Consider the following 21654-nt stretch of genomic DNA (forward strand, 5'->3'; position numbering starts at 1 on the left):
TCAGCGATCGTTGGAGAGGCGCCATGGCATTGCGCGACGAGACCAGGAAGGAGGGCATCGCACTCGCCCTGTCCGGCGGGGGATTCCGGGCGGTGCTGTTTCACGTGGGGGTGCTGCGGCGGCTCAACGAACTGGGTGTGCTGGCCCGGCTCGCGCGCATCTCCAGCGTGTCCGGCGGGTCCATCACCGCGGGCCATCTCGCGTTGCGCTGGTCGCACCTCGGCTTCGACGCCAACGCACAGGCCTCGAACTTCATCGACGAGGTCGAGGCGCCGCTGCGGGATTTCTGCTCCCGGAACATCGACGTCGGCTCGGTCATATCCGGCGCGCTCAATCCATTCCGGTCGGCGGGCGAGGAGGTGGCGAATGCGTACCGCAAGCACCTGGGCATGGATGCGTCGCTGCAGGACCTGCCGGACGCGCCCCGCTTCGTGTTCAACGCCACCAACTATGCGACCGGCGTGAGTTTCCGTTTCTCGAAGCCCTTTGCCGGCGACTACCGCATCGGCCTGATCCGCCAGCCCCGGTTCGACGTGGCCACGGCGGTCGCCTGTTCCAGCGCCTTTCCACCGGTGCTCGCGCCCATCGAGCTGGAGGTCGACCCGGCGCTCTTCGAAAAGACCGATGGCGCCGACCTGTGGCCGCAGGAAGACTTTCGCCGCCGCCTGCTGCTGGCCGACGGGGGCGTCTACGACAACCTCGGGCTCGAGACCGTGTGGGGGCGCTACGCCACCGTGCTGGCAAGCGATGCGGGCAAGCCGTTCGAACTCGACGCGGGCATGGCAAGCCTCGCGCCCAAGCAGATCTTCAGGGTCATGGACATCGGGCTGAACCAGGCACTGGCGTTGCGCAAGCGCATGCTGATCCGGGAGTACGAGCAAAAGACAGTCGCCGGGGCCTTCTGGGCCATCAACACGCCCATCCAGGACTTCGAAGCTCCCGGCGCGCTGCCCGTTTCCGCGCAAAAGATCGCCGATCTCAGCAGCATCCGCACACGCCTGGACCGGTTCACGGAGCAGGAGCAATGCGAGCTGATCAACTGGGGCTATGCGGTCAGCGATGCGGCCGTGCGCGCCCGGGCGCCGGAGATCGTCACGCACCCGCTGCCGGCGGCGCTGCCGTATGCGCGCTTTCCGCTTCAATGAGGCGGGCGCATCAGCGCCGAAAGCCTGGCGTCAAGCCGCAAGCTGATGATGAACTGGTCGCTCGTGCGCGATCCAATCTCGATCACATCGACGTGGAGATGCCCATGAAGTTGCCAGTCATCTTGATTGCTTTCGGATCGGTCATCGGGACGGGGCACGTACTGGCCCTCGATGTTCCTCTGACCGACGAGGAGTTTCAGTCCACGATCGTGGGGAAGACCGTGCGCTGGAACCTGGACGATGGCAAGACCTACGACGTGGAGCTTGCCCCAAGCGGCAAGGCGATCGTTTCGGGACCCTACAACGACGTCGGCAAATGGCGCGTATTCAGCCCGGGCGGATATTGCACCAGCTGGAACAAGCAGCCAGTCACCGAGGGCTGCGTGGCCATCGTTCGGCGAGATGGAGCGCTGACTGCGCTGCGGCCCGACGGCAGGTTTCGTGGCGCGGTGGTCGGCGTCAAGTAGTCGCGATTGACTCGCGTACCGCTACTGGCCGAACCTGGTTCGCTGTCACTGTGCGAGGCCCGCGGCCTCCGCCTGCATGTCCGTCGCCAGGGCCTGCACCTTTGAAGCGGTCAACGTGTCCGCGACACCGAGCGCGGCGATCGCGTGCGTCACGCGACGATGCGCATCGAGGATCGGAACCGCCAGGACCGAGATACCGCTGATGTAGTTGCCACGATCGATGGCGAACCCCTTGCGCTGGACCGACTTCACTTCCTTCAGCCAGGTCTCGAACGAAGGCGGGTTCTCCCAGTGCAGCGACTTGAACTGGCGGGCGAGTTCGACATCGGTCAAGCCGGCGTAGTGCGCGACGATCCGCCCGGTCGCGCTGGTCAGCGCGGGCACCCTGCTGCCCACTTCCACGTACAGGCGGAACGGCCCTCTGGAGCGTGCCAGGGCCAGCACCACGAGGTCGTCGAGGCCCGAGACCTTCATCCCGATCGTGGTGACGTTCCATCGCTCGGCAATGCGATCGAGCGCGCTCTGCACGCGCATGGGGAAGGGGTTGTTCTCCACCACGCTGCGCGCGAGGGACAGCACGCCGACATCGAGGCTGTATCGCTTCGTTCCCGCCTCGACCTTGACCATGCCTTCCTCGACCAGCACGCGAAGGATGTGGAGGCAGGTGCTCGTCACCAGCTCGAGTTCCTCCGAGATCGTCTTGAGCGTCATCGGCTCGGCGTTCGCGGCCAGCAACCGAAGGATGGCGAGGGCGCGGGAAACCGCGGGAACGGGGCGAACACGAGGGCCCTTGACGGGCGGAGATGCAGGTGCTGCGGCAGGCATGGGGATGGCGGATCACGAAGTGGGCGAAGCATACGACGCTTTGTTGCGCGCATACCTGTGCGACGCGCCGGACCTCGTCGCGTGCCTCTACCGAGTGTCGCCATGAATTGTCTATAGACAATTCATGGATGCTATTGACAATTACGACACCGACGCGCAAAGTCTCTCCATCACGAAACGAGAGACAGCGATGACGAAACTGACGCAGTTCACCTCCTATGCGGATGCGCAAACGCACTGCAGCACCGCAGGCCTGTGGGAGCTCTTCGAGGGCGATGCCGAGCGCATGAACATTGCGCACGAGTGCATCGATCGCCATGTGGATGGAGAGAACGAGGCCGTGGTCCTCGTGCGTGCGAACGGCGAAGACGAGACGCTGAGCTTTCGGCAGATCTCGGAAGGCTCGTCGCGATTCGCGCACTTCCTCGCGGCAGAGGGCATCCGGCCGGGCGACCGCGTGGCCGTGATGCTCGAACCCTCGCTGGCCTTCTACGTGGCGATCTTCGGCGCGATCAAGCTGGGTGCGATCGCGGTTCCCCTCTTCACGCTGTTCGGTCCGGACGGCATCCGTCTGCGCGTGCAGGACTGCAAGCCCCGGTTGCTCGTGACGAATCCGGAGAAGGCGGAGGTCGTGCCCGCCTCCGGCGATCTGAAGGTGGTGGTCGCGGACGAAGCCTTCATCGCTTCGCTCGATCGCTTCTCTTCACGCTTCGACGTCAACACGCGGGCGGACGATCTCGCGATCTTCCAGTACACCTCCGGCACCACGCGGGAGCTGCCGGATGCCGTCAAGCACACGCACCGGGCCATCGTCACGCTGATGCTCGCCGCGTTGTACGGCACCGGCGTGCGGCCGGGCGACCGCTTCATGTGCCCTTCGTCTCCGGCCTGGGGGCACGGGCTCTGGCACGGCACGCTGGCGCCGCTCGCCATGGGCGTGACGATCGGCGCCTACGCAGGCAAGTTCAATGGCGAGCGGCTGCTGCGGGCGCTGGCGTCGCACCGGTTCAACAACCTGTCGGCGGCGGCGACCCATTACCGGATGATGCGCAACTCGGGCGCGGCGTCGAAGTACGCGTACGCGCTCGACAAGGTGTCGTTCACCGGCGAGCCGATCGACAGCGAGACCGCTGCGTTCATCGAGGCGACCTTCGGCCACAAGGCCTGCAGCATGTACGGCACGACCGAGATCGGCGTGTGCCTCGTGTCCTATCCGGGCGCAGCGGATTTCCCGGTCAAGTCGGGCTCGCTCGGCAAGCCCATCCCCGGCCTTCGGGTCCAGGTGCACGACGTCAACGGCAAGCCCTGTGCGCCCGGTGCGACCGGCGAGCTGAAGCTCTGGCGCCGCGGCGAATGGGTCGCGACGAAGGATCTCGGCCGCGTCGACGAGGAGGGCTACTTCTGGCACGGCGGCCGCGCGGACGACGTGATCATCTCGGCCGGCTGGACCATCGGCGCGGTGGAGGTGGAGGACGCGATCCTCAAGCACCCCGACGTCAAGGAGGCCGCGGCCATCGGCGTGCCCGACGCGCTGCGCGGACTGGTCGTCAAGGCCTTCGTGGTCTCGGACCGCCCCGCGGGCGAGCAATTCATCGAGGAAATACAGGACGCGGTCCGCACCCGCCTGAGCCAGCACGAGTACCCGCGGCAGGTCGCATTCGTCGCCGAGCTGCCGAAGACGCCCGCCGGAAAGATCCATCGGAAGAAGCTGCGCGAGCAGGAAGCCGCCGGCGCGTCCGCCCTTTCGTAACCCAACCCCCCATTCATTCAACAGGAGACGGCATGTCCACCACCACCGAAAGAACCTTCCCGAAGATCACCGACAACGGCCTGGACGAGCTGCGCGAGCGCATTGGCCTGAAGATCGGCGTGACGGCCGAGCCCTGGTGCTACGAAGCGACGCGCGACAACATCCGCCACTACGCGCACGGCATCGGCGACGACAACCCGCTGTGGTGCGATCCGGACTACGCAGCCAAGACGAAGTACGGCGGCATCGTCGCGCTGCCGAGCTTCCTGTTCTCGACCAGCCGGATCGTCTCGGGCTACGTGGGCGGCCTGCCGGGCGTGCACGCCATGTGGTCGGGCGCGGACTGGGAATGGCACAAGCCGGTCCATCGCAACGACACGATCCGGACCGAGGCCTACCTCAAGGACCTGATCGAGCACGAGACCCGCTTTGCCGGCCGCGCGGTGCAGCAGATCTATCACGTCGACTTCTTCAACCAGGAAGGCGACAAGGTGGCCGAGGCGGACAGCTGGTGCTTCCGCACCGAGCGCGACCACGCGCGCGAGCAGGGCAGCAAGTACAAGGAAGTGCGTGAACGCGCGCCGCGCCGCTATTCGACCGAGGAGATCCAGGAGGCCTACAAGCTCTACGCCAAGGAAGAAGTTCGGGGCAGCACGCCCCGCTACTGGGAAGACGTGAAGGAAGGCGAGGCGCTCCCGGTGATGTTCAAGGGCCCGATGACGGTGACCGGCTTCATCGCCTATGCGCAAGGCTGGGGCGGGCTCTACATCCGGGCCAACAAGCTGGCGTGGAAGCTCATCGACGCGCACCCTGGCGTCGGCATCACGAACCGCTTCGGCATCCCGGACGTGCCGGAGCGCGTGCACTGGGAAGAGGACTTCGCGCTGGAGGTCGGCGCGCCGGGCGCCTACGACTACGGTCCGGAACGCACGTCGTGGCTCACGCATCACCTGACCAACTGGATGGGTGACGACGGGTTCCTCTGCAAGGCGCACTGCAAGATCCGCCGCCACAACCCAGAGGGCGACATGCTGTTCATCAAGGGCTTCGTCAAGCGCAAGTTCGTCGAGAACGGACGGCACCTCGTGGAGATCTCCCAGGAGGCCCACAACCAGGACGACGAGCTGTCGGTCATCGGGTCGGGCGTCGTGGAGCTTCCCACGCGCGGCTGAGTCGCCTCGCCCCAGCCGGGGCGCCGGCGGGATCGACAACCGGATGGCACGGCGGCCCGGCTCGCGCCGGCGGCCGCGGCCATTCCTCTCGGATCTGATATGCCAACTACTTCAAGGCGCGGTGCCGATGGGCACGGGGCGCTCGCGGGGCTGCGGGTCATCGACCTGTCCAGAGTCCTCGCCGGCCCCTTGTGCACCCAGATCCTTTCCGATCATGGCGCCGACGTGATCAAGATCGAACCGCCGACCGGCGACGAGACCCGGACGCTCGGGCCGCCGTTCAACGACGACGGCGACGCGGCCTACTTCACGGCGGTCAACCGGGGCAAGCGCGCCCTGGCGCTGAACCTCGCGCAGCCCGAAGGCCGTGACACGCTGCTGCACCTCCTGCAGGACGCCGACGTGCTGGTGGAGAACTTCATCCCGGGCACGATGCAGCGCTGGGGGCTGGATTTCGAGGACGAACTGAAGCCGCGCTTTCCCGGCCTCATCTACTGCGCGATCTCGGGCTTCGGCCCGGATGGGCCATTGGGCGGACTGCCGGGCTACGACGCCGTTCTGCAGGCGATGTGCGGCCTCATGAGCGTCAATGGCGACCCTGCCTCGGGCCCGACGCGCATGGGCATCCCCATCGTCGACCACCTGACCGGCTACACCGCGCTGACGGGCATCCTGCTGGCGCTGCATCACCGCGATCGCACGGGCCTCGGCCAGCGCGTGGAGGCGACGCTGTTCGACACCGCATTGAGCCTGCTCGTGCCGCATGGCGCCAACTGGATGCACTCGGACCAGGTCCCCGGCCTGCTCGGCAGCGCCCATCCCAACATCGCGCCTTACGACAAGTTCCAGTGCGAAGACGGACAGGTGTTCCTCGGCATCCTCAACGACCGGCAGTTCGCGAAGTTCTGCGCGGTCATGGATCTCCACGGGCTGGCGGGCGATCCGCGCTTCGCGACCAATGCGGCGCGCCTGCAGCACCGCGACGAACTGCGGCGGCGGATCGAAGCCGTGCTTGCAGGCTGGAAGCGCGATCCGGTGTGCAGCGCGCTCATGCGAAGCGGCGTGCCGGTGGGGCCGGTGCACACCGTGCCGGAGGCTTTCGCACAGGCGCATGCAATGCATCGCGGCATGAGCGTGAACATCGATGGCTACCGGGGCATCGGCGTGCCCGTGCGGCTTTCGCGAACGCCGGGCCGGCCGGGCCGGCCTCCGCCGCGCTTCGGTCAGCACGCGCGCGAAGTCCTCGATGAAGCGGGACTCGACCCGGGCCAGATCCGCCGTCTGCAGGCCATCGACATCTGTCCGGAAGCGGCGCCCTGAACGAGGGCGATCGCGGAAACAATCAAAAAAGGAGACCATGCAATGAAACGGATCGTCAGCATCTTTGTTGCGCTCGTAGCGCTCTTGAGTTCTTCCTTCGCGCTGGCCCAGGCCTATCCCACGAAGCCGATACGCATCATCGTTCCCTACCAGGCGGGGCAGGGGACGGATGTCGCGACCCGCTATCTGGCCGAGCATCTGGGCCGTGCACTGGGCCAGCCCCTGGTGATCGACAACCGGGCGGGCGCCGGCGGAAACATCGGTGCCGCCGAAGTCGCGCGCGCCGCTCCCGATGGCTACACGCTGCTCATGGGGACCAACGGCACCCACGTGCTCAACCAGTTCCTCTATCCGGCGATGCCTTTCGATCCGGAGAAGGACTTCGAGGCGGTGGCGCTGGTCAGCACCTTCCCGATGGTGATCCTCGCGAATCCGAACGCGCCTTACAGGAACATGGCGGACCTGCTCGCGGCCGCGAAGGCAAGGCCCGACGCCGTCGACGTCGGTCTGCCGAGCACAACGTCGCGCCTCGTGCTCGAACTCATCCAGAAGCAGGGCGGCGTGGTGATGCGGTCCGTCCCCTACAAGGGCTCCGGCACCTCCATGACCGATCTCATGGGTGGGCAGGTGCTGGTCGGCATCGACACGGCCAGTGCGGCGCGGCCCTTCATCGCGAACGGCAAGCTCAAGGCGCTCGCAGTGACGTCGCTCCAGGAGTCGGCACTCCTGCCGGGCACGAAGCCGGCGGCCAGCCAGGGGCTGGAGGGATTCCAGGTCGTCGCATGGAACGGGCTCTACGCGCCGCGTGGAACACCCGCGGCGATCGTCCAGAAGCTCAATGCGGAGATCGCGAAGATCCTCACGCAGCCCGAAGCGAGGCAGCGTCTCCTGGAACTCGGGCACGAGCCGGCCGGCGGAACGCCCGAGAGCCTCGATCGCTTCGCGCGCAGCGAACGCGAGAAGTGGGGGCCGCTCATCCGGAGCGCAGGAATGAAACTGGAGTGAGCGGCGGCGTCACGACGCCTTCTCTTCGTGCCAGCAATCCTTGGACAACATCACTTCGTGATGTCCCGCGCCCGCCGGAATCATCGGAAAGCAGTTCTCCTCTGGCGCGACCTGCACGTCGAGGAAGAACGGCCCCTCGAAGGCCAGGCATTCGGCCAGCGCGTCGTCCAACTCGCGCGGATCGGCGACGCGGCGCGCACCCCAGCCAAAGGCCTTCGCCAGCGCCACGAAGTCCGGCAGCGCGGCGTTCCAGCTGTGCGACAGCCGGTTGCCATGGTTCAGCTCCTGCCACTGGCGCACCATGCCCATGTAGCCGTTGTTGCTGAGCACGAGCTTGACGGGCGTTGCGTGCTGCACCGCGGTCGAGAGCTCCTGGATGTTCATCAGCACGGACGCGTCGCCGCTCACGCAGACCACGAGCGCATCGGGATGCGCCACCTGCGCGCCGATCGCTGCGGGCAGTCCGTACCCCATGGTGCCGGCACCGCCCGAGGTCAGCCACCGGGCGGGCCGCTCGAAGCGCAGGTACTGCGCGGCCCACATCTGGTGCTGGCCGACGTCGGTGGAGACGATGGCATCGCGGCCTTGCAGCCGTGACTGCAGCGCGGCCATGAGGTGCTGCGGGAGGATGTGGTCCGCATGCGTGGCGAAGTCCAGGCAGCGCGCATCGCGCCAGCGCGCGATGCGCTGCCACCAGGGCGCCAGCCGTTCGGGCGCGAGGCCCTGCAGCTCGGGCAGCGCCAGCAGTCCGTTCAGCACCTGGCCGCAGTCGCCCACGATCGGCACATCGGCGCGCACCGTCTTGTGGATGCTGCTCGGATCGATGTCGATGTGGATCTTGCGTGCATGCGGACAGAACATGTCGAGCTTGCCGGTGACGCGATCGTCGAAGCGCGCTCCGACGTTGACGACGAGGTCGGCTTCGTGCATCGCGAGATTCGCTTCGAGCGTGCCGTGCATGCCGAGCATGCCGAGCCACTGCGGATCGGACGCGGGAAACGCGCCAAGGCCCATGAGGGTGAGCGTGCAAGGTGCGCCCGTCGCGCGCACCAGCCGCGCGAAGGCGGCGCAGGCGTCGGGGCCTGAGTTCACGAGACCGCCGCCGCCATAGAACACGGGCCGCCGCGCGGTCGAGATCAGGTCGGCTGCGCGCTGCAGGCTGCCGCGGGGTACGGCGGGCTGCGAAGGCGTGGTGCGTGAGCGCGGCATGCCGGCGGTCGGCATGCCATCGGCACGGGCCAGTTGAACATCCTTCGGCACATCGAGCAGCACCGGCCCGGGCCGCCCGCTCTTGGCGATGGCCAGCGCCTCGCGCACCGCCTGCGGCACCTGCGCGGCCGAGCGCACCTGGAAGTTCCACTTGGTGACGGGGCGCGACATGCCCAGGGCATCGCTTTCCTGGAAGGCGTTGGTGCCGATCACGCTCGTCGCCACCTGCCCGCTGATGCAGAGCACCGGCACGGAGTCGCTCATGGCATCGAGTAGCCCCGTGATGGTGTTGCTCACGCCGGGGCCGGAGGTCACCAGCACCACGCCGACCTTGCCCGTGGTGCGCGCATAGCCCTCGGCGGCGTGCACCGCCGCCTGCTCGTGGCGGACGAGGATGTGGCGCAGCCGGGGCTCTCCATGCAGCGCGTCGTAGAGCGGCAATGCGGCGCCGCCGGGGTAGCCGAACAGGGTGTCGACGCCGCCTTCGACCAGCGCATCCAGCAGCCGTTCGGCGCCGTTGCGCAGGGGGGCGGCGGGGGCTTCCTCAGTGCCGGTCGGTGCCGGATTTCTCGTAGCGATTTCCATCCCGCAATTCTTCCGGCCTTGCCGCAGAATGTGCTTCAGAATTTCGAGAGAAAAGGAGAGTTCCTTGAAGATTCAACGGAAAAATCAAAAGCCGGCCGAAGAATTTTTCGACAAGATCGACATGGCCATCCTGCGCATCCTGCTGCAGGACTCGCGCCGCTCGCTGCAGGATATCGGCACCGAGGTCGGGCTCTCGGCCACCAGCTGCTGGAGCCGCATCAAGCGCCTCGAAGCCGAAGGCGTCATCCGGCGCTACACGGTCGACGTGGACCCGGCGAGCCTCGGCTATCGCGATTCGGTGATCGTGCAGCTCACCCTCGAAAGCCACACCGACGAAACCCTCTACGAGTTCGGGCGCGTGCTCGCGACCATCCCCGAGATCCTGGAGGCCTACCTGGTTTCGGGCGACTACGACTACTACATCCGCATCGCGGTGCGCGACACCCGCGACTACGAGCGCCTGCTGCGCGAGAAGCTCTACAAGATTCCCGGTATCCGGCACAGCAAGTCGCACTTCGTGCTGCGCGTGCTGAAAGAGGCCAGCGTGCCGATCGATTGAGGGCTATCGCAGCGCCATGGTGACGCTGGGGGCCGCGAACTCGCGGCCGACCATGGCGCTGGCGAAGAGGTAGTTGCTGCGGCCGCGTTCGGACAACGATTCGAGATTCACATGGCCGCGGGCATCGCAAGGAAACGCAAACCCGCGACCTTCGCGAAACAGCGACCGGAACCGGACCTCGAAACGGTCACCGGACTCGGCGTGACTCGGCTGGGACATGGTGCGATCTCCGATGGGCTGCGATGGCTCCAATCTAGTCCTGCGCGTCGTCCTTAAAAAGCCATCGCGGATGAACGCGGTGTTCCATTCCACGAAATAGTCCGCGATGCCGCCGCTTTGTTGTCGAGGCGGCAACGACGTTCGTGGCGCATCGCTTCGGCGCGGGTGCCGATGAAGGCTTCATGAACCCTGCTCGGCAGCCGGCGCTGTCGACTGCCGGAACACATTTGCGCCCAGCGCCGTGCCATGCACCGCCAGATGGGCCCCGAGCTGGATGGCCTGCAGGAGTTCGGCCGGTGCGAGTCCCTGTGAAAGCGCCACGGGCACGATCCGCCGTATCGCATCGGGATTGAAGGCGGTAAAGCATGCGTGCAGCGCCAGTTGAACCAGGCTGCGCTCGCCGGGGCTGAGTCCCGTGCCCGGCCGCCCCTGCTCGATGAAGTCGAGCAGCACGTGGGCATAGCCGGGGTCCATCCGCGCCACCGCCGCAAGGGAGAGCGCGTGTGCGGAGCCGAGCGATTCGATCCGTGCCTGAAGCTTTCCGTCGATCACCGCCGTTTCTTTCCCGCCGGTGAACTCGGCAAGGATGTCGGCGGCCTGGCAGGTGTGGACAGCGCCTTGCACGGCCACGAGGTGCAGCACGTCGAAGATGTCCGCCTGTGTCGCGCCCACTTCGAGCGCCCGTTTCATGTGCGTCTGCAGGCCGGATTGGAAAAGGTGCGACGAGGAACTGTCGAGCGCGATGTAGATGAGCTCCACCATGCGCTCCGTCAGCGGACCCGTGCGTGCCGGATAGCCGGCGTAGCGCGCGTACTGCTCGACGAAGCCGGGGCAGGCCTGCAGCATGGTCTCGGTCCAGGGGCGCCAGTAGCCGCGCTCGGCGATGAAGTAGTCCTTGATCCGTTCGGCCTCGGCCGTGTCGGCTGGTTTCGTGTTCACAGCGGTGCTCCCTGCGAAATGCCGTTGCAAGCGAGCGTCTGCCCGGTCAGGTACTGCGCGGCAGGCCCGCAGACGAAACGCAGCAGCGGGTGCAGCGACTGCGGATCGATCGCTTCGGGCACTTCCAGCGCATTGATCCGCAGTGCACGCCCACCCCATTCGCAGGCGAGGGTCGACACCAGCATGCGCGCGGCGGCGCCGTCGCCGGCGTCTTGCCAGCGGCCGGAACGTGAAGCGGGCAGCAGCACGGTCAGGCTGGCCTGCTGCGCGTGGCGCGCGGAAAAACGCACGGCAGCCGCGTGCACCGCGTGCAACTGCGCCGGCCCTTCGCACGACAGCGGCGACAGGTCGAGGCACGCCTCGTAATGGGGCTGCACCGATGGCGCCTGCGTCGAGGCCTGCCACGGCGCGCCGTCGCCGCCGCGGACTTCGAGCCGCATCGGTATGTCCAGCGGCAGGGGCTCCAGCACGGCCGGCTCGAAGCGCTGGCTCCCGCCGAAGATCGACGAGCCCCCGTTGAACGCCAGCACCTGCCCTCGCAGGGGCGCGGCGCCGGGACTCGCAAGAAAGAACAGCGCCTGCGCCATCTCGGCGGGCGAGGCCATGCGCCCGAGGGGAATCTTGCCTACCGCGTTCTCGGGCTTGATCCGGCCGGCCTGGATCAATGCGTCCACCAGTTCCGTTCGCACGAATCCAGGCGCGAGCACCGTGGCGCACCACTCGGGACGTGCCTTGGCCAGGGCTTGCGTCTGGGCAATGAGCCCGGCCTTGCTGGGGCTGTAGGCGCCGCGCCATGGAATGGCATGCAGCCCTGCGCCGGACGCGACATTCACGATGCGCGCGCCGGGCTTGAGCAGGTGCGCGCACGCATCGACCACGGCCGCCGGTGCGGCCAGGTTCAGCGCGAGCAGGCGCGCCATCTGCGCGGAGGACTGCTCGGCCAACGGCGTGTTCGAATCATCCGACATCCCGGCGTTGTTGAGGATGGCGTCCAGTGCCGGGATGCCGTCGCCAAGCGACGCGATCTGCGCGGCATCGGTCAGGTCGACCGCGCGCAGCACATGCGCTGCCGAGGCCGGAGAAGGCAGCGTCGGCCCGAGCGCCTGCAAGGCCTGCGCGTTGTTGTCGACCAGCACGCATTGCCAACCGGCCGCGGCGAACAGTCGCGCCGCGTCGCGGCCGATGCCCGAAGCGGCACCGGTGATCAGAACCGTCTGCATCTGCGCTTTCGTGGCGTCAGATGTTGGTGAGCGTGATGCCGCCGTCCACCGTGAGGGCTTGCGCGGTGATGAAGCCTGCGTCGTCGCTGGCCAGGAAGCAGATCGCACGGGCGATGTCTTCCACCGTGCCCAGCCGGCCCAGCGGCGTGCGTGCGATGCGGTTGGCATCGCGTTCGGCATCGCGGTTGCGCTGCGTGCCTTCGGTGGGAACGGCCGACGGACACACCGCATTGACGCGGATGTTGCGCGCGCCGAGCTCCGCAGCAGCCGCGCGCGTGATGCCGAGGATGCCGGCCTTGATGCCTGAATAGACGACCGAGTTCGCGGCCGAGCGCAGGGCCGCCACCGAGGCCACGTTCACGATCGAGCCGCCGCGCTCCGGGTCCATCACCGCTGCCGCTTCCTGCAGGCTCCAGACGACCGACTTGAAGCCCACGTCCAGCATGCGCTCCATCGTCTCCGGCATGATGTCCGGGACGGCCTGGTAGCGCACCCAGGCCGCGTTGTTGACCAGGATGTCGAAGCGTCCGCCCAGCTCGAACGAGCGGCGGATCGCCTCGCGGATGCCTTCGCGGCTGGCGATGTTCATCGGGACCGCGAAGGCTTTTCCACCGCGGTCCTTGATGGTGTCGACGACCGGGGTGACCAGTTCTTCCTTGATGTCGTTGATGCAGACGGTCGCGCCACGGGCGGCCATCTGCAATGCGGTTTCGCGGCCGATGCCGGCGCCCGCGCCGGTGATGAGGGCCACGCGGCCGAGCAGATCCTGATTCATTCGAACTCCTTCATTCATACGGACTGGATGAAATCCAGGCCGGCTTGCCGCGCGAGCGATCCCGAGCCGAAGGCCGCATCGAACTTGCGCACTTCGCGCAAGGCGTAGTGCAGGGGCACTTCCCAGGTGAAGCCCATGCCGCCGTGCAGGTGGATCGACTTCTCCAGCACGAAGGCCGCGTTCGCCAGTGCGTTCGCGAGCGCCGGCCCGGTGCTGCGCACGCGGCCGTCTTCGTCGGTGCGAAGCACGCGCTGGATGCTCGCGTTCGATGCCTCCTGCACGAGGCGCATGCGCGCCAGCAGATGCCGCACGGCCTGCTTGGCCGAGAGGGGGCGCCCGAACTGCACGCGGGTGGACATGTACGCGGCCGTGGCGGCGAGCGCGCCTTCGGCGGCGCCGTTGACGAAGCCGGCGATCAGGATCTCGCTGTCGCGCCCGAGCGCAGCGAAGGTGGACGCGTCGACTTCGGCGAGCACCTTGGCGCCGGCCAGCGTCAGCCACGATTGGGGATGCTCCGGGTCCAGCGCGGGATCGTCCTGGATCTCGACTGAAGCCACTTCGAGCAGCGCGCCGCCGCCCTGGCCGTTCGCGACGAGCACCCAGTCGCAGTCGCGCGCGTAGCGCGCGTGGCCCGCGAAGCCGTCCTGCAGGCTGCCTTGCAGCGCCCAGGTGGCCACGCGCTGGCCGCCGGCCAATTCGGCAGCGAGCGGCGAATCGCCCAGCGCCTTCGCGATCAGGATGGTTTCGAGCAGCGGCCATTGCAGGCGCAGCCGGCCCGCCTCGGTCGCGATGGGCAGCGCGAACTCGATGCCCAGCGCGAGCCCGCCGGCATCTTCCTGTGCGCAGACGCCGCACAGGCCCGCGTTGGCCAGCACGGTGGCCGCCTCGCGGAAGCCGCGGGCCTGCGCGTCGGCGATCGCATCGGCCGCGGCCTGTGCGAACTCTTCGGGTTTGAGATCGTTGTAGGGTGCGTTCACTTCAGTTGCTCCATTGCGTTGCGTGACCCACGATGCACGAAACCCATGCATGCGAAGCCAGGAACCCCGCGGAACCGGCTTCGCCGGGCCGCCGGGGTTGCCCCCGGAGAGGGGGTGGAGAGCGACACGAAGTGCGCGAGCCTGGGGGTGAGCTTCATTTGATGTCCTTGGGCAAGTCCATGATGCGTTGGGCAATGATGTCCAACTGCACTTCGGTGGTGCCGGCGTAGATGGTTTCGGCCCGGGCGAAGAGATAGGCCGTGGTGAAGTGCTTGCGGGCACGCTGGGCCAGCGCGCTCGATCGCGGGGTCACCTTCGAGACGATCGACAGCGCGAGGCCCATGAAGGCCTGGTGGCACTCGGACCAGTACAGCTTGGTCAGCGAGCCGCGCGCGCCGATCCGGTCGCCGGCCACGAGCTGGTCCACCGTGCGTTCTACCAGCCCCTTGAGCGCGGCGATCTCGCCCACCACGTCGCCGATGCGGCGCTGGTAGTGGCCGTCGTCGAGCAGCTTCGACAGCTCCGGGTCGGACTTGCAGGCCGCGACGAGCTGGCGCAGCTCGCACTCGAAGCGCCAGGCGCGGTACATGCGGTTGGTCGCGCGTTCGATCGAGAGCACGCGGATCGCCGCGTTCCAGCCTTCGTCCGGGGCGCCGAGGCGCGCGCTGTCGGGCACCACCACGTTGTCGAAGAACACTTCGGCGAACGACTCCTTGCCGTCGATCGACTTGATGGGCACCACGCGGATGCCGGGCGTGTCCATCGGCACCGCGAACATCAGGAGGCCCCGGTGCTTGTCGGCCACCGTGCCGGTGCGCGTCAGCAGCAGGCAGTAGTGCGCCTTGGCCGCGCCGCTGGTCCAGATCTTCTGGCCGTTGATGCGCCAGGTGTCGCCTTCCTGCACCGCCCGGGTCCGCAGCCGCGCGAGGTCGGAGCCGGCGTCGGGTTCGGAGAAGCCCTGGCACCAGTAGTTGCTCATCGACAGGATGCGCGGCAGGAAGAGCTGCTTCTGTTCTTCCGTGCCCACGGTCTGGATGATCGGCCCGGCCAGTTCCTTGCCGATCGAGCTCACGCTCTCGGGCATGGCGAGCGCTCCCACTTCCTTGTTCACGACGAGGTGTTCGCGCAGCGTCAACCCGAGCCCGCCGTAGGCCTTGGGCCAGGTCATGCCGGCCAGGCCCGCGTCGTACATCGACGCTTCCCAGTCGCGGCACTCGTCCAGCGTGGGCGTGCGGTAGGCGAGGCTGTCGGCTCGCATGTGTTCGGGCAGGTTGACGCGCAGCCACTCGCGCGCGTACTGGCGGTAGACGGCCGGGCCCGCCGAGGCGTCCGGAATGGCCGGGTTCTTGTCCATGTGCATGTTCAATGTCCAGGGGTTGAAGAGGAGGTCGGGACCATCAGCGCATCGAGCACGAGCACGCCCTCGCCCTCGGGCCGGACCAGGATCGGGTTCATGTCGATCTCGGCCACGTCGCCGGCATGCCGGCACGCGAACTCCGACAGCCGCGCCACCGTGCGCGCGGCCGCGGCCACGTCGGCCCTGGGCTGGCCGCGTACGCCGTCGAGCAAGGGGAACATGCGCAGGCTGCGGATCATGCGCGCCGCTTCGTCCTCGGACACGGGTGCGACTTGCACCGCGACGTCCTTCAGGACCTCGGCGTAGATGCCGCCCATGCCGACCATGACCACCGGTCCGAAGACCGGGTCGCGCGAGACGCCGGCGATCAGCTCGACGCCGCCGCGCACCATCGGGGCCACCAGCACGCCGTCCAGGCGCGCTTGCGGCGCATGCTGCTTCGCATTGGCCATGAGGCGGCCGTAGGCCTGCCGCACCGCGTCGTCGTCCTTCAGGTCCAGCGCCACGCCGCCGATCTCGGTCTTGTGGGCGATGTCCTCGGATGCGATCTTGAGCACCACCGGATAGCCCGTCGCGCGCGCGCTGCGCACCGCTTCGTCCGCCGAGGCGACCACTTCTTCGCGCGGCACGCTGATGCCCGCGGCGGCCAGCGCCTTCTTGGCATGGAACTCGTTGCGGAACACCGCGGCGTCGACCTTCTCGACCGGCCCGCCATACGCGGCGGCGGGAGGCAGGGTGGCGAGCTGCCCGAGGCGCACGAGGCCGGCCAGCCCGCTCGCCGCCGCCGGGATGCTCGGGAACACCGGAATGCCCAGCGCATTGATCTCGGCCACCGCATCCGCCGGGCCGCGGCTGATGATGACCAGCAGGCGATCGGGATGGCTCGCGCGGATCTTCGAGAGGGCTTCGAGGTACACGCCGCGCAGCCGCGGGTTGTAGAGCGACAGCGCGAGCAGCAGCACCAGCGTGCTGCCGTTCGCATCGTTCTGCAGCGCGGTCAGCATCTTCAGCAGGATGTCGGGCCGTGCCGACATCTGGGCCGATGCGTCCACCGGGTTGTTGGTGCCGGCGGTCGGCACCGCCTCGCGGATCAGCGCCTTGGTCGTGTCGGCGAGCTGCGGCAGTTCCATGCCGGCCTGCACCATCGCATCGGCCATCATGATGCCGAAGCCGCCCGATGCGGCGACCAGCGTCACCGCGCGCGTGGTGGGCAGACGCTCTGCGCCCAAGAGCACGGCGGCATGGCCCACGTCGAGCAGTTCCTCGAACGAATGCACGCGCAGCACGCCATAGCGGCGGAAGACGGCATCGAACACCGCGTCCGATCCCATCAGCGCGCCGGTGTGCGAGGCGGCGGCGGCCTGGCCCTGCTCGGTGGCGCCGATCTTCAGCGCGATCACCGGCTTGTTCTGCCGGCGCGCCATGTCCAGCGCCTGGATCAGGCGTCCGGCATCGCGGCAGGTTTCCATGCAGCACAGGATGATGCGCGTGGCCGGATCGTTCGCCAGCGCCGCGATGCCGTCGGCCACGTCCACGTCGGCTTCGTTGCCGGTGGCGATGAAGCGGCTGACGCCCAGGCCGCGATCGGCCATGCAGCGCATGGTGAAGCTGCCGATGTTGCCGGACTGCGAAACGATGCCGATCTGGCCGGCAGGCGGCATGCTTTCTTCCAGCGCGATGGAGAACGAAGCCACCAGCCGGTCGACCACGTTCACGGCGCCGAGGCAGTTCGGTCCCAGGAGGCGCATGCCGTGGTTGTGCGCGATGCCGACGAGTTCGGCCTGCAACTGCGCGCCTTCGGGGCCTGCCTCGGCGAAGCCGGTGGACAGCACGACCACGCCGCGCACGCCGCGGCTCGCGCAGTCGCGCACCGCTTGCAGCGTCGCCTGCGCGGGCACGGCCACGACGGCCAACTCCGGCGCCGTCGGCGTATCGAGGATCGATGCGTAGCCCGTCAGTCCCTGGATGGTTCCGCCCTTGGGGTTGATGGGATAGATCGCACCGGCGTAGCCGTACTTGCGCAGAAGCTGCACGGGACGGCCGCCGATCTTGGTGATGTCGTCGGAGGCGCCGATCACCGCGACGCTGCCGGCGCTGAAGAAGGCGTCGATCCCGGTGCCCGGGGCGGCCTGAACTTGCTTCAACATGCTCAGCGACCCTTGAAGACCGGCGCGCGCTTCTCGAGGAAGGCCATGCGTGCTTCGCGCGCGTCCTCGGTCTTCGACAGCGCCACGGTGAACTCCTGCTCGAAGCGATAGGCATCGCGCTGCGGCATCAGGTCCACCATGTTGGCCGCGCGCTTGGCATAGACCACCGCGAGCGGCGCCTTCGACGCGATCTCGCGCGCGAGCGCCATGGTGACGGGCAGCAGGTCCTTCTCGGTCACCACGTCCTCGATCACGTTGCGCCTGAGCAGATCCTGCGCCGTCAGACGCTGGCCGGTGAAGAACATGCGGCGCAGCGTGGAGCGGCCGAAGAGCGTCTTGAGCATCGAGGCGCCGCCGGCCAGGCCGACGTTGATCTCGGGCATGCCCACGGTGACGTTCTCCGAGGCGTAGAGGATGTCGCAGGCCGCTGCCAGGCCCAGGCCCGCGCCGAGGGCCGTGCCGTTGATGGCCGCGATCACCGGCTTGGCGCACTCGCGGATGGCGTTGCCGGTCTCGCGCGTGATGCGGTTGTGATCGAGGAAGTCGCCGGGCACGGCGCTGTCGGGCCGGTCCTTGAGATCGGCGCCGGCGCAGAAGACGCTGCCGGTGCCGGTCAGCACCGCGCAGCGGATGTCCTCGCGCTCGGAGATCGCATCGAAGGTGGCCACCAGCTGGCGACGCATCTCGCGGTTGAGGGCATTGACCGGCTGGCGGTCCATCGTGACCAGCGCGACGCCCTCGGACACTTCCAAACGAACCCATTCATTACTCATACATCACCTCTAGAAAAGACTTACTTCGCCGACTTGCCGTCTTCGGCCGCGGCGGCCTCGAATTCCTTGAGCACGCCGGCCTGGTCGCGCCGGTAGTCCGCGGCGCTGCCGGCGTACGGCTCCAGAAAGAGTTGCCGGCGCGCGGTCTTCATCGCCTCGGATGAGAGGGCCTGCTGCACGGCGCGCGCGAGCTGTTCCTTGATCGGGGCCGGCGTGTCGCTGCGCACGTTCAGGCTGTAGCTGCTGCTGAACGTCATGTTGGGCAGGCCGAGTTCCTGGAAGGTCTTCACGCCGGGCAGGAAGTTGTTGCTGCCGGGCAGGCCGGTGGTGGCGAGCACCTTGACCTTGGGACTGTCCTTGACGGCCTGCGTGGTGCCGATGGTCGTGAAGTAGGCGTCGATCTGGCCCGCGAGGATCGCGGTGAGCCCCTCGGCGCCGCCCTTGAACGGAATGGTGCGCAAGCGGATGCCGAGGTCCTTCGCCATGCGGGCGGCCAGCGTGGAGTACACGCCCACGCCGAGGTCGAGGCTGCCCACGTCGATCTCGCGTTGCGCCTTCTTCAGGTCGTCGAGCTGCTTCCAGCCTCGGTCGGCCGCGACGATGAAGGCGTAGCTGCTCTGCGCCAGCGGCGCGAGGATCTCGAAATCGGAGAACTCGTAGGCCAGGGTGGGCGTGGCGAGCTTGGCGGCATAGAAGCCCTCGGCACGCACCAGCAGCGTGTAGCCGTCGGCGGGTTGGCCCTTCGCGGCGACGATGCCGAGCGACGAGCCGCCACCGGGCCGGTTCTCGACGATCACCGGCTGGCCGACGACCTTCGCGAGTTCCTGTCCGAAGGCACGCGCGATGTTGTCGGTCGCGGCACCCGGCGGGTAGGGGACGATCAACTTGATCGGCTTCGAGGGGTAGCGCTGCGCCTGCGCCGCCGCGGGCAGCGAAACGGCCGCTGCGCACAGAACGGCCAGGCCGAGCAGCGCACGACGGCCCATGGACATCATGTCGGTCTGCTTCGCGCGGGTCCGTTCATCGCTCATACATCACCTGGGGGCGGGCGCCGGTTCGTGCGGCATCCATTGAATAAAAGGCGGCTTTGGCAGCAGGGAAAAGCACCACAGTCGCCGGTTTGTCTCGTGCAAAAAATTATAGGAACGACCCCCGAAATCATTTGCAGATCATCTTGAAGGAGAGTCCTGCAGAAAATGAAGCATTCCCCCGCGGCAGGGCTGCTAGGATGCCCGGGCGCCCGATCCGGAGACTCGTGAATTCATCCGAATTCCAATTTCAATTCCTATTCCCGTGAATTGAAAAATACAAATCGGGCGCCAAAGAATTCAATGAATATTCAGCGTCTCGGCGATTTGAAACTGGCATTGGGCGAATGCCCGACATGGCACGACGGCCGGCTCTGGCTGCTGGATTGCCGGCAGGGGCTGATCCTCGCGCTCGACCCGGACAGCGGGCGGGTCACTGCGCGGCACGAGGCGCCGGCGCCGCTCGGCTCCTTCGCCTTCAATGCCGACGGCCGTATCGTCCTGTCGCTGAAGGAAGAGATCGCCGCGCTGGACCTGCAGGACGGATCGCTGCGTTCACTGGCGCGCATCGAAGCGAGCCACCCGCATCTGCGGCTCAACGACGGCACCGCCCTGGCCGACGGCAGCTTCCTGACCGGCACCATGCATGTCCTCCGCGAGCCCGGCGAGGCCCCGCTGGGCGGGCTGTACCGCCTGGACACCGGCCTGCGCCTGCACAAGCTGGACGAAGGCCTCGGTATCGTGAACGGCCCCTGCGTCAATCCGGTCAACGGGCGCCTGCATGTGGCGGACAGCGCCGAGCGGGTCATCTACTCGTATGCGATCGCATCGGATGGAACGCTCTCGGATAAGCAGGTGTTCCTCCGCACCGATGCCTACGACTCCGGGCCCGACGGCTGCACCTTCGACAGCGAAGGCGGGCTGTGGACCGCGCTCGTGCGCACCGGCGCCGTCGCGCGCTTCGACATGCAGGGCGGCCTCTCGCGCTGGATCGACGTGCCGGTGGCGCACCCGAGCGCCTTGTGCTTCGGCGGGTCGGAGATGGCCGATCTCTTCGTCACCAGCATCAGCGACAGCGGGCGCCTGCATGCCTCGGGGCCGCTGGACGGCGCGGTGCTCAAGCTGACCGGCGTGGGCTTTCGCGGCACCGCGCGGCCGGTGTGCCGGCTGCCGCTCCAGTTCTAGCTGGCTGCGGGCGGCGCGGCGTCGAGCCCGGCGGCCTTGCCGTGTGCGAGAAAGCGCAGCTCGGGCCCGGCCACTCGCTCGGCCACGAAGTCGAGGAACAGGCGGATCTTGGCCGGCACGATCGGCGTGTCGAGGATGGTGGCGTACATGCCCTCGTCGAAGCCCTTGTTGCTGATGCGGTAGTCGCCGAGCACCCGCAAGAGCCGTCCTTGCCGGATGTCGTTGTGAACGGTGTAGTCGTCGAGCAGCGCGAGCCCTTCGCCGAGGCGGGCCAGCTCGAGCAGCGCGATGCCGCTGTTGGTGATGTGGCGCGGCCGGAACGCGACCGGCCTGAGCTGATCCTGCTGCTTGAAGAACCAGGTGTAGTCGTCGCCGGGCAACTGATAGGCGAGGCAGTCGTGGGCGAGGATGCTCTCGGGCTCGTCGAGGCCGGGCTTGCCCGCCAGGTAGCCCGGCGAGGCGACGAGGTAGCGGTCGCTCTGGAACAGCATGCGTCGCTTGACGCCGGCCTCGACCGGTGGCGAGATGCGGAAGTCGACGTCGAACTGGTTGCGCCTCAGATCGACGGCCGCTTCGCCGAGCGTGAGCTCGATGTGGATCTCGGGGTAGAGCTTGCGAAAGCCGGCGATGAGCTGCGGCAGCACGCCCAGGCCGAACATCATGCGCGAATGCACCCGCAGCGACCCCTGCGGCGCGGTGCTGATCGCGGTGATGTTGCTCTGCAGCTCGTTGATGCGCCAGAGGATGCCTTCGAGCTGGCGCGCGTATTCCTGGCCCGACTCGGTCAGCGCGATCTGGCGCGTGGAGCGCAGCAGCAGCTTGACCTTCAGCTCTTCCTCGATGTCCGTGATCATGCGGGACACGCCCGTCGCCGAAATGCCGAAGCGTCGTGCCGTCTCGGAAAAATTCCGTGTCTGCGAGATCGACAGGAACAGTTCCATGGCGCGCAACCTATCCATGAATACTCCAATTGATGCAGTTCTGATCTGCAGTTTCA

The 21654-nt window shown here is 67.6% G+C and carries 20 protein-coding genes; 8 read left to right on the top strand and 12 right to left on the bottom strand.

Annotated features, from left to right (window positions below; all coding sequences use genetic code 11):
- Nucleotides 1–23 precede the first annotated feature (23 nt).
- Nucleotides 24–1145 (top strand): patatin-like phospholipase family protein, encoded by a 1122-nt coding sequence (locus tag WKW77_RS04615; RefSeq protein ID WP_340355665.1) that lies wholly within the window; start codon nt 24–26, stop codon nt 1143–1145.
- A 104-nt stretch (nt 1146–1249) separates the two neighbouring features.
- Nucleotides 1250–1612: a hypothetical protein gene (locus WKW77_RS04620; protein WP_340355666.1), complete on the top strand. Its 363-nt coding sequence runs from the start codon at nt 1250–1252 to the stop codon at nt 1610–1612.
- 45 nt (nt 1613–1657) lie between these two features.
- Here the strand turns inward: WKW77_RS04620 and WKW77_RS04625 are convergent, their stop codons facing one another.
- Nucleotides 1658–2437 (bottom strand): IclR family transcriptional regulator, encoded by a 780-nt coding sequence (locus tag WKW77_RS04625; protein ID WP_340355667.1) that lies wholly within the window; start codon nt 2435–2437, stop codon nt 1658–1660.
- 190 nt (nt 2438–2627) lie between these two features.
- Here WKW77_RS04625 and WKW77_RS04630 point away from each other — a divergent pair, with 190 nt between their 5' ends.
- From WKW77_RS04630 to WKW77_RS04645, 4 genes are all read left to right on the top strand, one after another.
- Complete coding sequence (locus WKW77_RS04630; protein WP_340355668.1) at nt 2628–4187, top strand: acetate--CoA ligase; 1560 nt, start codon at nt 2628–2630, stop codon at nt 4185–4187.
- A gap of 32 nt (nt 4188–4219) precedes the next feature.
- The gene (locus WKW77_RS04635) at nt 4220–5359 is read left to right on the top strand and encodes an FAS1-like dehydratase domain-containing protein (RefSeq protein WP_340355669.1); all 1140 of its coding nucleotides are present in this window, start codon (nt 4220–4222) and stop codon (nt 5357–5359) included.
- A gap of 99 nt (nt 5360–5458) precedes the next feature.
- Nucleotides 5459–6679 (top strand): CaiB/BaiF CoA transferase family protein, encoded by a 1221-nt coding sequence (locus WKW77_RS04640; protein ID WP_340355670.1) that lies wholly within the window; start codon nt 5459–5461, stop codon nt 6677–6679.
- A gap of 42 nt (nt 6680–6721) precedes the next feature.
- Nucleotides 6722–7684 (top strand): Bug family tripartite tricarboxylate transporter substrate binding protein, encoded by a 963-nt coding sequence (locus WKW77_RS04645; protein WP_340355671.1) that lies wholly within the window; start codon nt 6722–6724, stop codon nt 7682–7684.
- A gap of 9 nt (nt 7685–7693) precedes the next feature.
- Here the strand turns inward: WKW77_RS04645 and ilvB are convergent, their stop codons facing one another.
- On the bottom strand, nt 7694–9478 hold the full coding sequence (gene ilvB, locus WKW77_RS04650; protein WP_340355672.1) for a biosynthetic-type acetolactate synthase large subunit: 1785 nt from the start codon (nt 9476–9478) through the stop codon (nt 7694–7696).
- 121 nt (nt 9479–9599) lie between these two features.
- Here ilvB and WKW77_RS04655 point away from each other — a divergent pair, with 121 nt between their 5' ends.
- Nucleotides 9600–10037, top strand: coding sequence for an Lrp/AsnC ligand binding domain-containing protein (locus WKW77_RS04655; protein WP_093165329.1), 438 nt, complete (start codon nt 9600–9602; stop codon nt 10035–10037).
- A 3-nt stretch (nt 10038–10040) separates the two neighbouring features.
- On the opposite strand, the gene WKW77_RS04660 is transcribed toward WKW77_RS04655, so the two are convergent.
- The 9 genes from WKW77_RS04660 to WKW77_RS04700 all read right to left on the bottom strand — a co-directional run bounded on the left by WKW77_RS04660 (nt 10041) and on the right by WKW77_RS04700 (nt 19475).
- Nucleotides 10041–10256, bottom strand: coding sequence for a hypothetical protein (locus WKW77_RS04660; protein WP_340355673.1), 216 nt, complete (start codon nt 10254–10256; stop codon nt 10041–10043).
- A 180-nt stretch (nt 10257–10436) separates the two neighbouring features.
- Nucleotides 10437–11195, bottom strand: a complete 759-nt coding sequence (locus WKW77_RS04665; RefSeq protein WP_340355674.1) for a carboxymuconolactone decarboxylase family protein — start codon at nt 11193–11195, stop codon at nt 10437–10439.
- A complete protein-coding gene (locus tag WKW77_RS04670; RefSeq protein ID WP_340355675.1) occupies nt 11192–12415 on the bottom strand; it encodes an SDR family NAD(P)-dependent oxidoreductase in 1224 nt (407 codons plus the stop codon). The genes WKW77_RS04665 and WKW77_RS04670 overlap by 4 nt, the downstream gene beginning before the upstream one ends.
- Nucleotides 12416–12431: 16 nt before the next feature.
- Nucleotides 12432–13190 (bottom strand): SDR family NAD(P)-dependent oxidoreductase, encoded by a 759-nt coding sequence (locus WKW77_RS04675; RefSeq protein ID WP_340355676.1) that lies wholly within the window; start codon nt 13188–13190, stop codon nt 12432–12434.
- 14 nt (nt 13191–13204) lie between these two features.
- Entirely contained in the window at nt 13205–14167 is a 963-nt protein-coding gene (locus WKW77_RS04680; RefSeq protein WP_340355677.1) for an acyl-CoA dehydrogenase family protein, read from the bottom strand.
- Between the two features lie 154 nt (nt 14168–14321).
- Complete coding sequence (locus WKW77_RS04685) at nt 14322–15527, bottom strand: acyl-CoA dehydrogenase family protein (RefSeq protein WP_340355678.1); 1206 nt, start codon at nt 15525–15527, stop codon at nt 14322–14324.
- Nucleotides 15528–15529: 2 nt separating this feature from the next.
- Entirely contained in the window at nt 15530–17671 is a 2142-nt protein-coding gene (locus WKW77_RS04690; protein ID WP_340355679.1) for an acetate--CoA ligase family protein, read from the bottom strand.
- Between the two features lie 2 nt (nt 17672–17673).
- Nucleotides 17674–18444, bottom strand: a complete 771-nt coding sequence (locus WKW77_RS04695; protein WP_340355680.1) for an enoyl-CoA hydratase/isomerase family protein — start codon at nt 18442–18444, stop codon at nt 17674–17676.
- A 20-nt stretch (nt 18445–18464) separates the two neighbouring features.
- Complete coding sequence (locus tag WKW77_RS04700) at nt 18465–19475, bottom strand: tripartite tricarboxylate transporter substrate binding protein (RefSeq protein ID WP_340355681.1); 1011 nt, start codon at nt 19473–19475, stop codon at nt 18465–18467.
- A 300-nt stretch (nt 19476–19775) separates the two neighbouring features.
- On the opposite strand from WKW77_RS04700, the gene WKW77_RS04705 reads away from it, so the two are divergent.
- Nucleotides 19776–20657 carry an SMP-30/gluconolactonase/LRE family protein gene (locus tag WKW77_RS04705; protein ID WP_340355682.1) on the top strand — a complete coding sequence of 294 codons (882 nt, stop codon included), beginning with the start codon at nt 19776–19778 and terminating at the stop codon, nt 20655–20657.
- On the opposite strand, the gene WKW77_RS04710 is transcribed toward WKW77_RS04705, so the two are convergent.
- Nucleotides 20654–21616, bottom strand: a complete 963-nt coding sequence (locus tag WKW77_RS04710) for a LysR family transcriptional regulator (RefSeq protein ID WP_340355683.1) — start codon at nt 21614–21616, stop codon at nt 20654–20656. The two genes, WKW77_RS04705 and WKW77_RS04710, sit on opposite strands and share 4 nt — an antisense overlap.
- Nucleotides 21617–21654: the final 38 nt, after the last annotated feature.

It is taken from the genome of Variovorax ureilyticus, from assembly GCF_037889935.1.
GTDB lineage: Bacteria > Pseudomonadota > Gammaproteobacteria > Burkholderiales > Burkholderiaceae_C > Variovorax > Variovorax ureilyticus.

Excerpts from the sequence above, each read along its gene's own strand:
- ilvB (WP_340355672.1), bottom strand. The coding sequence starts at position 9,478 with ATGGAAATCGCTACGAGAAATCCGGCACCGACCGGCACTGAGGAAGCC.
- WKW77_RS04705 (WP_340355682.1), top strand. The coding sequence starts at position 19,776 with ATGAATATTCAGCGTCTCGGCGATTTGAAACTGGCATTGGGCGAATGC.
- WKW77_RS04710 (WP_340355683.1), bottom strand. The coding sequence starts at position 21,616 with ATGGATAGGTTGCGCGCCATGGAACTGTTCCTGTCGATCTCGCAGACA.
- WKW77_RS04695 (WP_340355680.1), bottom strand. The coding sequence starts at position 18,444 with ATGAGTAATGAATGGGTTCGTTTGGAAGTGTCCGAGGGCGTCGCGCTG.
- WKW77_RS04645 (WP_340355671.1), top strand. The coding sequence starts at position 6,722 with ATGAAACGGATCGTCAGCATCTTTGTTGCGCTCGTAGCGCTCTTGAGT.
- WKW77_RS04635 (WP_340355669.1), top strand. The coding sequence starts at position 4,220 with ATGTCCACCACCACCGAAAGAACCTTCCCGAAGATCACCGACAACGGC.
- WKW77_RS04670 (WP_340355675.1), bottom strand. The coding sequence starts at position 12,415 with ATGCAGACGGTTCTGATCACCGGTGCCGCTTCGGGCATCGGCCGCGAC.
- WKW77_RS04690 (WP_340355679.1), bottom strand. The coding sequence starts at position 17,671 with ATGTTGAAGCAAGTTCAGGCCGCCCCGGGCACCGGGATCGACGCCTTC.
- WKW77_RS04620 (WP_340355666.1), top strand. The coding sequence starts at position 1,250 with ATGAAGTTGCCAGTCATCTTGATTGCTTTCGGATCGGTCATCGGGACG.
- WKW77_RS04655 (WP_093165329.1), top strand. The coding sequence starts at position 9,600 with ATGGCCATCCTGCGCATCCTGCTGCAGGACTCGCGCCGCTCGCTGCAG.
- WKW77_RS04615 (WP_340355665.1), top strand. The coding sequence starts at position 24 with ATGGCATTGCGCGACGAGACCAGGAAGGAGGGCATCGCACTCGCCCTG.
- WKW77_RS04630 (WP_340355668.1), top strand. The coding sequence starts at position 2,628 with ATGACGAAACTGACGCAGTTCACCTCCTATGCGGATGCGCAAACGCAC.
- WKW77_RS04640 (WP_340355670.1), top strand. The coding sequence starts at position 5,459 with ATGCCAACTACTTCAAGGCGCGGTGCCGATGGGCACGGGGCGCTCGCG.
- WKW77_RS04675 (WP_340355676.1), bottom strand. The coding sequence starts at position 13,190 with ATGAATCAGGATCTGCTCGGCCGCGTGGCCCTCATCACCGGCGCGGGC.
- WKW77_RS04660 (WP_340355673.1), bottom strand. The coding sequence starts at position 10,256 with ATGTCCCAGCCGAGTCACGCCGAGTCCGGTGACCGTTTCGAGGTCCGG.
- WKW77_RS04700 (WP_340355681.1), bottom strand. The coding sequence starts at position 19,475 with ATGAGCGATGAACGGACCCGCGCGAAGCAGACCGACATGATGTCCATG.
- WKW77_RS04685 (WP_340355678.1), bottom strand. The coding sequence starts at position 15,527 with ATGCACATGGACAAGAACCCGGCCATTCCGGACGCCTCGGCGGGCCCG.
- WKW77_RS04625 (WP_340355667.1), bottom strand. The coding sequence starts at position 2,437 with ATGCCTGCCGCAGCACCTGCATCTCCGCCCGTCAAGGGCCCTCGTGTT.